This window comes from Mycetocola sp. Y442 (assembly GCF_056898615.1).
Genome location: NZ_JBXHBV010000001.1, coordinates 757804 through 770896 on the forward strand (window position 1 = coordinate 757804; position 13093 = coordinate 770896).

Consider the following 13093-nt stretch of genomic DNA (forward strand, 5'->3'; position numbering starts at 1 on the left):
CGAGAGAGACCGATTGGAAGTGGGAGCCGAATGGGCACGCGTAGTCACCCCGACATGCGAGGTGCTCCGAATATCTTAGCAGCACGGGACAGCCGTCGGAGTCCCGAACAGCTGCCTCTGGCCTGCGCGTTCGGCACAGGCACTCGTCCGGCGCTGAGCCGCTGGGCGCTTCGGGCCAGTGTGGGTGGATGACCCTTCGATCGCACGGAGTTTTTTCCGGCGCTCTCGCCGCGAGCTGCGTGGCCGCCACCCTCGCGGTGCCGACCGCGGCTGCGGTTCCGGATGCCGCAGCGCGGGTCGGTCAGGCCACGTCCCCCATCGCCAGAGCAGACGACAGCTGGGTGTGGCCCGTCGCTGGGCAACGGGTGGTTCTCCGGCGGTTCGAGGCACCGGCCACCAGGTACTCGGCCGGTCACCGCGGAGTGGATCTCTCAGCGCCCGCGGGCACGTCGGTCGTGGCACCGGCAGACGGCGCGGTGAGCTTCGCTGGTACGGTCGTCGACCGGCCGGTGCTGTCGATCACTTTTCCCGACGGGCTGGTGTCGAGCATCGAGCCCGTCATCGCCACGGTGGCCGAGGGCGATCAGGTCCTGGCGGGCGCCGTGATCGGCACCGTGACTTCCGGCGGTCACTGTTCGGGATCCTGCGCGCACTTCGGCGTCCGGCTCCACGGCGAGTATGTGAGCCCCCTCGCGTTGCTCGAGTCCCTCCACCGGGCGGTGCTCCTCCCGCTGGAGGGCTGAGATCCACTCAGGCGCGGGGGTGAGCGCCGCGGTAGCTCTCCCTCAGTCGCTCGGTTGAGACGTGGGTGTAGATCTGGGTCGTGCCGAGTGAGGCGTGGCCGAGCATCTCCTGGACCGCGCGAAGATCGGCGCCGCCGTCGAGCAAATGTGTCGCCGCTGTGTGCCGAAGCGCGTGGGGCCCCTGGGCAGAGCCACCCGGAAGCGACGCCAGCAGCCGACTGACCAGGTTGTACACGCTCTTCGGACCCATTCGCGCTCCCTTCACACCGAGGAACACGGCATCCGTTCTCTCTTTCCCGCGCGCCAGCAGGGCGTCGCGACCGAGCCGCAGGTAGTCGACGAGTGCCGAGTGCGCGGGGACACCGAACGGAACGACGCGTTCCTTTGATCCTTTGCCGACCACGCGGAGGGTCAGTCGGTCGAGATCGATGTCATCGACATTCAGGCCGCACAGCTCCGACACCCGGGTCCCGGTTGCGTAGAGCAATTCGATGAGCGCCGCGTTGCGCAGGGCGACCGGATCGCCTTCCGCGGCCAGTTCGGCGAGGGAATCCAGCATGGCGTCCATCTGGGGCCGTTGCACCACGTGCGGCAAGGCCCTGCCTGTCTTCGGCGACCGCAGCCGAACCGCGGTATCGACCGGGACATGTCCGTTGTGCGCGAGCCAGGCGGACCACCCTCTGACGGAAGCGGATCGTCGGGCGAGCGTCGACGGCCCGAGCCCTGACTGGGACGATTTCCAGAGCCAGTCCCTCAGCAGGTCGAGGTCCACATCAGTCACGAGAGCCCTCTCACGTTTCGCCGCGAACGCCGCGAAGTCAGTGAGGTCGGATTCATAGGCCCTGCAGGTCGACTCGGAGTACTGCCGCTCGACCGCTATGTGGTCGATGTATTGAGCGACGGCGGACGGGATCTTCATCCGTCAAGAATTGCGCACCCGCTGCCCTATCCCCCGCAGGCGCACCACGAATCGCTCTCTGCCCGGATTGGGACGCTGGTGAGCGACGAGCTTCACAGCAGAAAACAGAACATCCCTGTCGCCACACAAATGGCCAGCATCCCCGTTGCGTTCAGGAAGAGATTCCTGCCGAAGTCGCGGGCGGCGATGTGCATGGAGATCGCGACGAGAAAATACAGCACCAGCGCCGCGCACGTGATCGCACCGAGGTAAGGAATCCAGATGCCTGCCATAAGACCCACGGCTGCGGCGAATTTGACCGGGGTCATGAGCCGCCAGTACCGCCTCGGGAAATTGACGTCGGTGAAGCACGCTGCCACGAACCCGACAGGCTTGATACAGAGGATGCCGTCGGCCACCTGGATCGCGGCGAGCGCGAGAACGGGCCAGACGGGCGCTGGCAGTGCAGTCATGGTCAACCACCTTTGAACTGATGCCAAAACATACCAAACCGTATGGTCTGGATCAAGGGGTCTGAAGGTGAATCCTTCGGCGGCGAGAGGGGCCTACTCCCCCGGCACTTCGGGAACGAGCGGCAGGATCCGCTCGAACACAGCTTTCAACTCTGCACCTGAGACCGGCGGTGAGGTGACCGCGGCTCCGACGGACAGCAGGTACGGGACCAGGGCGGCGATGCGCGCCTCGGCGTCCGTCCGAACGTACGGTCGCCATACCTGCTCCAGCGCCGCGAGTCGCGCTTCGTCGATCCTCGCCAGGGTGGCACTCGCGTCAGCGTCAGAGAGGGCCCACCCGCGCACCGCGATGTCCAGTTCCGGTCGGTACAGTCCCGCCTCCGGAGCTCCGACGGCGTCGGTAAGGCGCCCCAGGATGTCCCGCGCGGTGGCTGTTTTCGCAGCACTGTTGACCGCCCGTTCGAGCGCCTCGAGCGACAGCTGTTCGACCCGGCCGAGCAGCGCGTGTTTGAAGTCATCTGCGCCGGCGAAGTGATGGTGGAACGACCCCTTCGACAGACCGAGCCTGGCCGCGAGCCTGTCAATCCGGACGCCGTTGAACCCCTCGTCCATCAGGACGCGGACGCCCTCGTTCAGCCAGCGCTCCCGTGCTTCACTCATGGCAGGACCATACCATCCAGTACGGTTCTACCCGCCGGTCTTTCCGGGGAGCCCCTTGAACGCCCGTCAACCACGCGGGTATCGTTCGTTTCCTGACGAGATACGGATCGAGGTTGTGGCCCTGTCGGTCTGCGCTGCCGTCGGGGATCGGGAGTCCCCGCTCGATCAGGTGAGCGAGTTCGCTAACCGTGCCCCGCGTGGACGCCAGATCGATTACGACGTCGCGCACGTCGACGTTTATCGTCCCGAGATCCGTGCCCGGTTGCTTGCCGACCAGGTGAGGCTCCTGGAGGAGGTCGTCTGACCCGCTGAACACGTGCCTCCGCCTCAGCGCCCCTGAGGCAGGTACACCCAGCCCAGCGGACGCTCTCCCACCACGCCGTCGAGTTCCAGCACGCCGAGTACTGACTGCACCGCATCGACAGGAAGCCCGGCCCGCCGTGCGATGTCGTCGACGTTGCGACCCGATCGGGTGCTCAGCGCATCGAGCACCCGCACCTCATCCGAGCTTCGATCAGTCCCCCGGGAGGGCGTGTCTCCGGGCATGCCAACTCCCAGGTCCACCTCCCCCGCGAGTTCGGCCATCTCGTCGGCGTTCGTCACGCACGTCGCTCCATACTCTCTGATCAGCCGATGGCATCCGGCAGACGCGGCACTCGTCACGGGGCCCGGCACGGCACCCAGCGGCCTGCCGAGCGCCGCAGCGTGGCCGGCAGTGTTGAGCGAGCCCGACCTCCACCCCGCTTCGAGCACGACGGTCGCCGAACTGACCGCAGCTATAAGTCGATTGCGTTGGAGAAAACGCCACTTACTCGGCGGCACTCCGCAGGGCACCTCCGAAGCGACGGCGCCCGTCTCGATAATGCGCCCGATCAGCGCGTCGTGGCCGCTCGGATACGGGCGGTCGACTCCCCCGGCGAGGAACGCAACCGTCGTGCCCTGCGAGGCGAGCGCTGCGCGGTGTGCCGCTCCGTCGATTCCGTACGCCGCCCCGGACACTATGGTGAAACCACGATCGACGAGAGCGCTCGCGGCTTCGACCGTCACGTGTTCGCCGTAGCCGGTGGCCGCGCGAGCGCCGACCAGCGCAATCGACGGCGAGGTCGCCGGTAACCGCCAGGGATCCCCTCTCACCCAGAGCGCGAGCGGGGCATGCGGGCCCAGGTCGTTCAGCCCCGCCGGCCACCAGCCGTCGTCAGGGCAAATGAGCGTCGCGCCGTTGTGTGTGGCAAGCCGGATGGATGCCATCGCTGCTGCGGAATCCAGCCGGGGAATCCACCTGGCCCACGCTTTCTGAACGTGCTCGAGCAAGTCGCCGTCACTCGGGTCGCTGTCACCAGGAGCACCGTCGTTACGAGTGCCGCCAAGCGCCGCGCTAATCCGCTGCGGACCCCACCGCTCGATCAGCATGCGCAGTGCCGCGGTCGCACCGACAGCATCGATCAAGGATCCGGCGGTGCCGTCTCCCGGCTCGACGATGCCCGTCCAGACGGCTCGGGCGAATCGCTCCGCCGCCACCTCGGCCGTCGCACCGGATTCGCGGGCAGCGTCGACGACGGCCTGTGGGGTTATCGAGAATATCGCCATGTTCACGTCGTCGGCGTCGAGTTCGAACACCCGCATGTCAGATCCCCTTCCTGAGAAACAGAGCCCGCCCGATGTGCGTCTTCTCCGGCCGTTGGGCCGCCTCCATATCGGCGAGAGTCCACGCGACGCGAAGCACACGGTCGTATCCGCGCATGGTGATGCTGCCGTGTTCGAGCGCGCGATCAATCGGTTCTGTGACGTCACGCGGCAACGCTCGCGGACCTGCACGCAGCCACGGGCCTGGCACCTGCCCGTTCGTGGTCCACGGGGTGCCCGCCAGACGGGCCATGGTGCGCTGCCGGGTCTCCGAGACCACGCGCCGTGCGTCAGCGCTGTGCGTGCCGGCGCTTTCACCCGAGAGCACCATTTCTGCCCGCGAGATCCGCCGCATTCTGAGCTGGATGTCGATCCGGTCCATGAGCGGTCCGGAGAGACGGCCGAGGTAACGACGAATCGCGGACGGCGGGCAGACACACGAATTCTCCCTGCTGCCGTACTGGCCGCACGGGCAGGGGTTCGCAGCGAGGACGAGCTGAAACCTGCCCGGGAAATGGGCGACGGCGTTGGCACGGTGGATGCTGATGGTTCCGGATTCGAGCGGCTGGCGCAGTGCGTCAAGAACGCTCGCCTGGAATTCCGGTGCCTCATCGAGGAAGAGGACACCGTGCGCAGCCCTCGCCGCCGCACCGGGGCGGATGAGCTTGCTCCCGCCGCCGAGGATCGCCGCGGTCGTCGCTGTGTGGTGCGGACTCTCGAAGGGCGGGCGCGACACGAGCTGCGTGCCTATCGGCTGTCCGGCGAGCGACCTGACCGAGGTCACGTCGAGTGCTTCGGTGACGTCGAGGTCGGGCAGGATGCCGGGGAGCCGGGCGGCGAGCATCGTCTTTCCCGCCCCGGGCGGGCCGAGCATCATGAGGTGGTGGCCGCCGGCCGCTGCGACCAGGAGCGCCTGGATCGCGTCTTCCTGGCCGACGATCTCCGAGAGATCCAAATCGACCGGCGCCTCGGCATCCGTCGCTGCGGCGAGTATCGGTGTGACCTCCACCGGCGTCAGGGCGGCGCCATGCCAGATAGCGGCCTCACGGAGCGATGCCACAGGGATGACCGTCACGTCGGGGATAAGGCGGGCCTCGTGCTCGTTTCCCGCCGGAACCATCACCGTTTTTCGGCCCGCGCGCACGGCGGCGAGGACCGCGGGCAGCACCCCGGGGGTGGGCCGCAGCCTCCCGTCGAGACCGAGTTCGCCGATGTGGACAACGCCGTCGATCGATTCATTCGACACAACGCTGTCGGCGGCGAGGCACGAGAGCGCGATGGCGAGGTCGAAGCCTGACCCGTTCTTGGGCAGGCTCGCTGGCGACAGGTTCACGGTGATGCGCTGGCCCGACAGCCGGCACCCGGCATTGGTCGCCGCCTGACGGACCCGGCCCTCCGCCTCACCGAGGGAACGATCGGCGAGGCCGATGATCACGAACTTGGGCAGCTGGGCCGAGATGTCGGCTTCGACTTCGACGAGTGAGCCGTCGAGGCCGAGAAGGGCGACGGCCCAGGTGCGTCCGACCGTCACGCGGACACCCCGCTCAGGTGCTCGATGGTGAATGGACCATCGTGAGGAATCACGACGGCGATCACATCGATGCGGATGCGCGGCGTCTGCGGATCGTTCTCAGCACACCACGCGGCAGCCAGCCGACGCAGACGGGCCAGTTTCATTGGCGTGACGGCTTCGAACGGATGCCCGAAAGCGAGCGAGGAGCGCGTCTTCACCTCCACAAATGCAATGACATCACCGCGCGTGGCAACGATGTCGATTTCGCCCTGTCGGCAACGCCAGTTGCGTGCGATTACCCGGTAGCCAAGCCCGGTGAGGTGCTCAGCGGCGAGATCTTCGCCGCGGCGCCCGAGCGCGATCCGATTCGACACGAGTACCTTCATCCCTCGATGCTGGCGCGCGGTCGCCCGTCCTGCCGCCCACCCACACATCTGCGGAAAATCCCGTCGGGACGTCCGCGTGGGGAGGACGGGCATCCTGCTACAGATGTCGCAAACGCACGTCCCCGAGCGGGATCACCGCACTCCGTGGCAACCGAAGGCCCGGGTGGCAGCCACCACGCTGGACTGATGACGGCGGCGCGCGTCAGACTGGGACCGTGCCAGAACTCCCCGAAGTACACGCGCTCACCGCCGACCTCGGCGCCCGCCTCACCGGCCGCGTCATCGAACGGCTCGAGGTCATCGCATTCGCGGCGCTCAAGACCTACGACCCGCCCGTCACGGCGCTCGCCGGCGCGACGATCGACGGGGTCTCCCGCCACGGCAAGTTCCTCGACATCGGTGCCGGCGACCTGCACATTGTGCTCCACCTCGCGAGGGCCGGCTGGATCCGCTGGCGCGACAACGCGCCTGAGCGGTCGGCGCGGGGCGGAAAAACTGCACTCGCAGCGCGGCTCGTCCTCGATGACGGGTCAGGCATCGATATCACCGAAGCCGGCTCGAAGAAGAGCCTGTCACTCTCGGTGGTTCGTGACCCGGCGGATGTCCCCGGGATCGCGCGGCTCGGCCCGGACCCGCTCGACGAAAGCTTCACCGTCGACGCCCTCGCAGCCATCCTCCGTTCGGCGGGGCGAGCTCAGCTCAAGGGCGTGCTGCGTAACCAGTCGGTGATCGCCGGCATCGGCAATGCCTACTCGGACGAGATCCTCCACACCGCAAGGATGTCTCCGTTCAAGCCGGCAACCCTCGACGATGAGGAAGTGGCGCGCCTCTACGACGCGATGCAGTTCACGCTGCGGAGCGCGATCGAGCGCGCTGACGGCCTCGCGGCATCCGAATTGAAGAAAGAGAAGAAAGCCGGCCTGCAGGTGCACGGCCGCACCGGCGAGCCCTGCCCGGTGTGCGGAGACATGGTGCGGCAGGTCATCTTCGCCGACTCGACGTTCCAGTACTGCCCTACCTGCCAGACCGGTGGGAAGGTGCTCGCCGACCGGGTGCTCTCGCGGCTGCTCAAGTAGGTCCTGAACCGGGCCGCAGTTGTTCCCCGAGGGCCCGGGCGAGAATGCGCTCCTGCCCTCGGTGTCCCGCCACCTCGAACGTGCCCACGACTACTGCTGGCGCTGCCATCGCCACCAGCAGGCAGGGGCCGAGCGGCGTGCCAGCACCCGCGAGCGCAACGGCGCACGCGAGCAGGACAATGGCGCACGCGAGAGGCACAACCTGGAATCGGGCGGCTTCACCCAGCAAAAGACTGTGCAGGATGAAGAGCGCGACCAGGAAAACCGCAACGGGAACCGCCACGGCCAGGACCGCCCCGCTCACCGCGATGTGCGCAGCATCCTCAACGACGTAAGCGGCGACGTGGAGCCCTGCACCGGTCGCGGCAATCGACGCGAAGAGAACGATGTGCCCGTATCCCCACACCCAGCTCCGCCTCCGGTGTCTCTCGAGCAGCCGCCCGGCCGGAAGCATGAAGTACATCCACCAGAGCCCGAAGGCAAGGCCGATACCTGCCACGACGAGCAACACCGCCTCGGCGCTCCAGCCGTGCTTCTCGACAACGGCCGCCACCGACGCGACCGAACCGAGAATGACTTCGCCGAGCGCAATGATCGTGAGCAGTCCGTAACGCTCGGCGATGTGGTGCGGGTGCCATCCGGTGTTCCCGAACCGCTTCTCGGCGGTGAGTGGGCCCGCGAGCTCGGTGAGGTACAGCATCACCGCGAAGACGCAGAACGCCAGGAGCGGCACGTCGATCACGGCAAGTACGGTCCAGCCGATCTGGGCGACGGCGATGAATCCGACGTACGTGAGCGCCACCCTGCGCCTCGGCGGGTCGCTCCGCGCGGCCCGCAGCCACTGGGCAACCATCGCGATGCGCATGACGACGTACCCGGCGACCACGACCCGGTTGTCGAGGTACTCGCCATGGTCGACCGACTCGAAGACGGCGGGCAGGCCGAGCGCCAGCACGAGAACGCCGATCATCTGCACCATTGTCGTTACCCGGAAGAACCAGTCGTCGGTGTCGTATGCCGATGCGAACCAGGTGAAGTTGATCCACGCCCAGCAGATTGCAAACATGCTGAAGGAGAACGCGAGAACAGCGGACGCCGTGTGGCCTTCTGCCAGCACATGCGCCAGTTGGGAGCTGGCCTGGCTGATCGCCACGACGAACGTGAGGTCGAAGAGCAGCTCGAGTGGAGTCGCACCTCGGTGTGGCTCGGCGGGGTCCCGACCCGACATCCGGATCAGGCGGTGGCCAGCGCCTCGCCCAGTTCCGGCATCAGTCTCCGCCATGGAGACAATAGTCGCACGCGAACGCGACGCAATCGAGGCCTCGGGAGCCGGGCGCCCTACTCGTCGAGCGCGAGTTCCTTCGGAAGCTCGAAGTCGCGGGTGGAGAGTTCTTCGATGTTGACATCCTTGAACGTCAGCACCCGCACGCTCTTTACGAAACGGTCGGACCGGTAGACGTCCCAGACCCACACGTCGGTCATGGTGATCTCGAAGTAGAAGTCGTGCTCGGTGTCGCGGCGAACGAGGTCCACGTCGTTCGCCAGATAGAACCGGCGCTCCGTCTCGATCACGTACTTGAACTGCGACACAACGTCGCGATACTCGCGATACAGGGCCAGCTCGACCTCGCGGTCGTAGTCCTCGAACTCGTCTTCTTCCATGGTGAGTCCATCCTACGCGTAGGAAACCAGCCAGCTCTTCCTGTGGAATTCGGTCGTACCGAGCGTGCGGATGGCATCGAGGTGTTCGCCGCTTCCGTAGCCCTTATTGCCGCTCCAGCCGTAGCCGGGAAGCACAGCATCCTGCGCGATCATCATCGCGTCACGGTGCACTTTGGCCAGGACGGATGCCGCTGCAACAGACACGCAATCGCGGTCGGCCTTGATCCGGGTCCGGACGTCGAGCGGCGTCGACAGCACCGGGCTCAGCCAGTCATGGTTCCCGTCGAGGAGGATCACGCTCGACGAGACGTCTGCGCCCTGTGAGTGAAGCAACTGAAGTGCCCGCTTGCCGGCGAGGCCGAGGCAGTGAACGATGCCGAGGTCGTCGACCTCCCGCGCGTCGGCGATTCCGACGGCGCCGAACAGCACCCACTTCCTGAGCAGCGGTTCGAGTTCCTCGCGCCGCTTCTGGCTGAGCAGTTTGGAATCGCGCAGCCCATCGGGGTGGGCGCCGCAGGTCTCGGCGACGACAGCCATACCGACGGCGACAGGACCTGCGACAGCGCCGCGGCCGACTTCGTCACACCCGATCACGAACCGGGAACCGGCCGAGAAGAATTCCCGCTCGACGAGGTCGGTCGGGTCGCAGACCGCCATCATGACCCTTCCGGGTCCCGGATTCCGGCAAAGACCGACGGATGGTTGTCGAGCCAGCCCCAGTGCGAACTCGGCCAGCTGATGACGAAGGCGCGGCCGACAACATTATCGATGGGGACGAACCCGTTGCCGGGCTGTTCGCGGTTGTACCGCGAGTCCTTCGAGTTGTACCGGTTATCGCCCATCACCCAGAGCGAATTGTCGGGAACCGTGACGTCAAAGGCATCCTTCGACACGGTGGCGACCCCGGCGGGAAGCGTGACGTATGGCTCGTTCAGCGGAACGCCGTTGACGGTCATCTGCCCGAGGGCGTTGCAGCAGACAACATGGTCACCGGGAAGGCCGATGACGCGCTTGATGAGGTGATCGTCGCTGTCAGAGGCCGACAACCCGATCGCCGAGAGCACCCAGTCGGCCGCGGCGATCAACGGAGCCTGCTCCGGCTCGACCGACGGCGGCAGCCAGCCGCCCGGATCGCGGAACACGACAACGTCGCCGCGCTGGACGTCGATGAGGTCAGGCACCAGCTCGTTGACGAGAATGCGGTCGTCGATCTGAAGGGTTTGCTCCATGGAGCTCGACGGGATGAAGAACGACCGGACGAGGAACGTCTTGATGAGAAAGGAGACGAGCAGGGCGACGACGAAGATAACGAGCACATCCCTCACGAAGAGGAGCGCGCCTTTCTTCTGCGATCGTCGTCGCAACCTGGCGGACGTATCGTCCGCTGGCACTGTGATATCTGTCATATAACCGCCCGAGCTCCCCACCAGTTTATCGGTGGGGAGCTCGGTGAAGTTTCGCTGAGTTCTCAGAAACCTTAGTTGAAGCGCTTTTCCTTGATCTTCGCCTTCTTGCCGCGCAGTTCGCGGAGGAAGTAGAGCTTGGCACGACGGACATCACCGCGGGTGATGACCTCGATCTGCTCGATCACCGGGGAGTGCACCGGGAACTTGCGCTCGACGCCAACGCCGAAGCTGACCTTGCGGACGGCGAAGGTCTCGCGGACGCCTTCGCCCTGGCGACCGATCACGATGCCCTGGAAGACCTGGATTCGAGAACGGCTGCCCTCAACGATGTTGACGTGAACCTTGACCGTGTCACCGGCGCGGAATTCAGGGATGTCGCTTTTGAGGGATGCTGCATCGACACTGTCGAGGATGTGCATGATAGTTCGCTCTCTGTAACCGCCACAGGTCGACTACGAATAAGGGGTTGAGTTGATGTGTGTCCGCTTGCCCTGAAAAGTCAGGGCGAAGGCGCTTACTCCCCTGTGGCAGAGTCCGGCCGCGGCACAATGTTCTATTCTGTCATGAATCGGATGCCACGCGCAAAGCGGGGTGGGCTACGGCTCGTCCCTGGGGTTCTCCCTGACTATGATTACCTGCTCACTCGCCACGCCGGTCGCACCGGGGGGAACCCGGCCGATGGTGGGCGCCGTCGCCATTTGCTCGAACTCGGCGAGGGTCTCCCGCGCGCGCTTCGCGGCATCCTTGAAGAACGCCCACACCGAGTACCAGAACGCGACGATGCCGGCGAGTACTCCGAGGACGGCGAATGTCGTGGTGTTGTCACCGAACAACCCGAAGCCAATGATGAACACGTGCCAGAGAGTGAGTACGAGGACGTCCCACCAGTTCACGGCTTTCTCGCGGCGTACCGTCGGGCGGGCGTAGATCAGCAGGGATACCGCGGCGAGGGCGAGGAAGAGAATCGGCATGGCGATGACGAGGCCGACGAACTCCCAGCCGCCACCGCCGAAGATGCCCCAGCCGATAAGCGGCCAGATGGGAAGGGCGACGGATGCGACGAGCATCCAGGTCCGATATACCCGGCGTACGATCATGGCCCAAGCCTAGGCCCGTGTGCTGGGAATATCCCCCCGCGTGCCGGACCGATCGCTCAGGGCTGAAGCAGGTCCGGACGCACCCGTCTGGTGCGTTCGAGTTGCTGCTCACGGCGCCACGCGGCGATTGCAGCGTGATTACCGCTCAGCAGCACCGGAGGAACGTCGAGGCCGCGCCAGGAGGCCGGCTTGGTGTAGCTCGGTGCCTCGAGGAGTCCGTCTTCGTGCGACTCTTCGACGAGGGAATGCGGGTTGCCGACGACACCGGGAATCAGCCGACCGATTGCTTCGATCATTGCCATCACGGCGACCTCTCCCCCGTTCAGGACGTAGTCGCCGAGGCTGACGAGCCGAACCCGCGCCCGGGTTGCCGTGTCATCGAACACGCGCTGGTCGATGCCCTCATAGCGACCGCACCCGAACACCAGGTGTTCCTCGGTGGAGAGCTCGCGGGCCATCGACTGCGTGAAGACCTCACCGGCCGGCGAGGGGAAGATGACGAGGGGCCCCTTCTCGTGGTCGGCCTCCGAACCGTCTGCGGCGAGAATGCCGTCGAGGGTTTTCCCCCACGGCTCAGGCTTCATCACCATCCCTGCACCGCCGCCGTACGGGGTGTCGTCGACGGTGCGGTGGCGGTCCGTCGTGGCATCGCGGAGGTTGTGCACGCCGAGGTCGATGATTCCGGCCTGCCGTGCCTTGCCGAGGAGGGAGATATCGAGCACATCGAAGAACTCGGGAAAGATCGTGACGATGTCGATACGCATATGAGAAATCCTAGGTGGCACGGGGCGGACGCCGGACGCGGCCCTTGCTGGCGGGGACGCCGGTCGCCCGGCGGCCTGCATCGTGAAACCGGGGTTAGCGGTCTGTGTGGCCTGAATCCGCGACGTCCGCAGCGGACTCGGCAGAGGCATCCGCTTCATCAGCGTCGGTTTCAGCGACGTCAGCATCAGCCTCAACACCGTCAGCGGCATCCGCGTCGACCGGCACGTCAGTCTCGTCATCGGGCTCGTCCGGCAACTCCTCGAAGAGGCCAGGCGGTGGCGTGATGGTGACGATCCCCGCGGCGATGTCCACAGCGGGAACGAGCGCCTTCACGAACGGAAGCATGACCTCGCCCTGAGGCGTCTTCACGATGAGAAGGTCCTGTGCCGGGAAGTGCTCGACCCGGGCAACGGAGCCAATGGTCTGGCCATCACGCGAGACAGCGAGCCCGACCAGCTGGTGGTCGTACCACGCGTCTTCCTCCTGCGAAGGCTCAGCGGAATCCTGTTCGATCCAGAGGATCGCTTTCACGAGGGTTTCCGCCTCGGAGCGATCGGTGACACCCTCGAAGAACCCGACGGCGTGGCCGTTGTACCAGCGCAGCTCGCTCAGAGTGAGCGTCTTGCCGTGCCAGGGCGATCCTGTCGGAACCTGGAGGGTGAAGACGGCGCCGGGGACAAATCGTCTGCCGGGGTCGTCGGTGAAGAGTTCGAGCTTGATGGCTCCCTTGAGCCCGTGGGCCTTCGTGAGCCGACCCACCCGCAGTTGGGTCTTCGGCATTTTGTCGGTGC

The 13093-nt window shown here is 66.0% G+C and carries 17 protein-coding genes; 3 read left to right on the forward strand and 14 right to left on the reverse strand.

Features of this window, described 5'->3' with window-relative positions:
* Positions 1 to 188 precede the first annotated feature (188 nt).
* The gene (locus AC1X6S_RS03565; protein WP_483404420.1) at positions 189 to 743 is read left to right on the forward strand and encodes a murein hydrolase activator EnvC family protein; all 555 of its coding nucleotides are present in this window, start codon (positions 189 to 191) and stop codon (positions 741 to 743) included.
* Positions 744 to 750: 7 nt separating this feature from the next.
* Here AC1X6S_RS03565 and AC1X6S_RS03570 read toward each other — a convergent pair whose 3' ends face one another.
* The 3 genes from AC1X6S_RS03570 to AC1X6S_RS03580 all read right to left on the reverse strand — a co-directional run bounded on the left by AC1X6S_RS03570 (position 751) and on the right by AC1X6S_RS03580 (position 2774).
* A complete protein-coding gene (locus tag AC1X6S_RS03570) occupies positions 751 to 1662 on the reverse strand; it encodes a tyrosine recombinase XerC (RefSeq protein ID WP_483404421.1) in 912 nt (303 codons plus the stop codon).
* Positions 1663 to 1754: 92 nt separating this feature from the next.
* The gene (locus AC1X6S_RS03575) at positions 1755 to 2114 is read right to left on the reverse strand and encodes a DoxX family protein (RefSeq protein ID WP_483404422.1); all 360 of its coding nucleotides are present in this window, start codon (positions 2112 to 2114) and stop codon (positions 1755 to 1757) included.
* A gap of 93 nt (positions 2115 to 2207) precedes the next feature.
* Positions 2208 to 2774, reverse strand: coding sequence for a TetR family transcriptional regulator (locus AC1X6S_RS03580; RefSeq protein ID WP_483404423.1), 567 nt, complete (start codon positions 2772 to 2774; stop codon positions 2208 to 2210).
* Between the two features lie 55 nt (positions 2775 to 2829).
* On the opposite strand from AC1X6S_RS03580, the gene AC1X6S_RS03585 reads away from it, so the two are divergent.
* A complete protein-coding gene (locus AC1X6S_RS03585; RefSeq protein ID WP_483404424.1) occupies positions 2830 to 3078 on the forward strand; it encodes a hypothetical protein in 249 nt (82 codons plus the stop codon).
* 23 nt (positions 3079 to 3101) lie between these two features.
* Here AC1X6S_RS03585 and dprA read toward each other — a convergent pair whose 3' ends face one another.
* The 3 genes from dprA to AC1X6S_RS03600 are packed head-to-tail and all read right to left on the reverse strand — an operon-like array spanning position 3102 to position 6296.
* Positions 3102 to 4397, reverse strand: coding sequence for a DNA-processing protein DprA (gene dprA / locus AC1X6S_RS03590; RefSeq protein WP_483404425.1), 1296 nt, complete (start codon positions 4395 to 4397; stop codon positions 3102 to 3104).
* A gap of 1 nt (position 4398) precedes the next feature.
* A complete protein-coding gene (locus AC1X6S_RS03595; protein WP_483404426.1) occupies positions 4399 to 5928 on the reverse strand; it encodes a YifB family Mg chelatase-like AAA ATPase in 1530 nt (509 codons plus the stop codon).
* A complete protein-coding gene (locus AC1X6S_RS03600) occupies positions 5925 to 6296 on the reverse strand; it encodes a YraN family protein (RefSeq protein WP_483404427.1) in 372 nt (123 codons plus the stop codon). The genes AC1X6S_RS03595 and AC1X6S_RS03600 overlap by 4 nt, the downstream gene beginning before the upstream one ends.
* Positions 6297 to 6511: 215 nt before the next feature.
* On the opposite strand from AC1X6S_RS03600, the gene AC1X6S_RS03605 reads away from it, so the two are divergent.
* Entirely contained in the window at positions 6512 to 7372 is an 861-nt protein-coding gene (locus AC1X6S_RS03605; RefSeq protein ID WP_483404428.1) for an Fpg/Nei family DNA glycosylase, read from the forward strand.
* On the opposite strand, the gene AC1X6S_RS03610 is transcribed toward AC1X6S_RS03605, so the two are convergent.
* From AC1X6S_RS03610 to rimM, 8 genes are all read right to left on the reverse strand, one after another.
* Positions 7365 to 8654 (reverse strand): low temperature requirement protein A, encoded by a 1290-nt coding sequence (locus AC1X6S_RS03610; protein WP_483404429.1) that lies wholly within the window; start codon positions 8652 to 8654, stop codon positions 7365 to 7367. The genes AC1X6S_RS03605 and AC1X6S_RS03610 overlap by 8 nt on opposite strands.
* Positions 8655 to 8710: 56 nt before the next feature.
* Entirely contained in the window at positions 8711 to 9034 is a 324-nt protein-coding gene (locus AC1X6S_RS03615) for a DUF2469 domain-containing protein (protein ID WP_108391321.1), read from the reverse strand.
* Positions 9035 to 9046: 12 nt separating this feature from the next.
* On the reverse strand, positions 9047 to 9694 hold the full coding sequence (locus AC1X6S_RS03620) for a ribonuclease HII (protein ID WP_483404430.1): 648 nt from the start codon (positions 9692 to 9694) through the stop codon (positions 9047 to 9049).
* Positions 9691 to 10440, reverse strand: a complete 750-nt coding sequence (lepB, locus tag AC1X6S_RS03625) for a signal peptidase I (protein WP_483404431.1) — start codon at positions 10438 to 10440, stop codon at positions 9691 to 9693. Before lepB ends, AC1X6S_RS03620 begins: the two co-directional genes overlap by 4 nt.
* 71 nt (positions 10441 to 10511) lie before the next feature.
* A complete protein-coding gene (gene rplS / locus AC1X6S_RS03630) occupies positions 10512 to 10859 on the reverse strand; it encodes a 50S ribosomal protein L19 (protein WP_483404432.1) in 348 nt (115 codons plus the stop codon).
* Positions 10860 to 11036: 177 nt separating this feature from the next.
* Positions 11037 to 11537, reverse strand: a complete 501-nt coding sequence (locus tag AC1X6S_RS03635; RefSeq protein WP_483404433.1) for a hypothetical protein — start codon at positions 11535 to 11537, stop codon at positions 11037 to 11039.
* Between the two features lie 56 nt (positions 11538 to 11593).
* Complete coding sequence (trmD, locus tag AC1X6S_RS03640) at positions 11594 to 12301, reverse strand: tRNA (guanosine(37)-N1)-methyltransferase TrmD (protein WP_483404434.1); 708 nt, start codon at positions 12299 to 12301, stop codon at positions 11594 to 11596.
* A 94-nt stretch (positions 12302 to 12395) separates the two neighbouring features.
* Entirely contained in the window at positions 12396 to 13082 is a 687-nt protein-coding gene (rimM, locus tag AC1X6S_RS03645; protein WP_483404435.1) for a ribosome maturation factor RimM, read from the reverse strand.
* Positions 13083 to 13093: the final 11 nt, after the last annotated feature.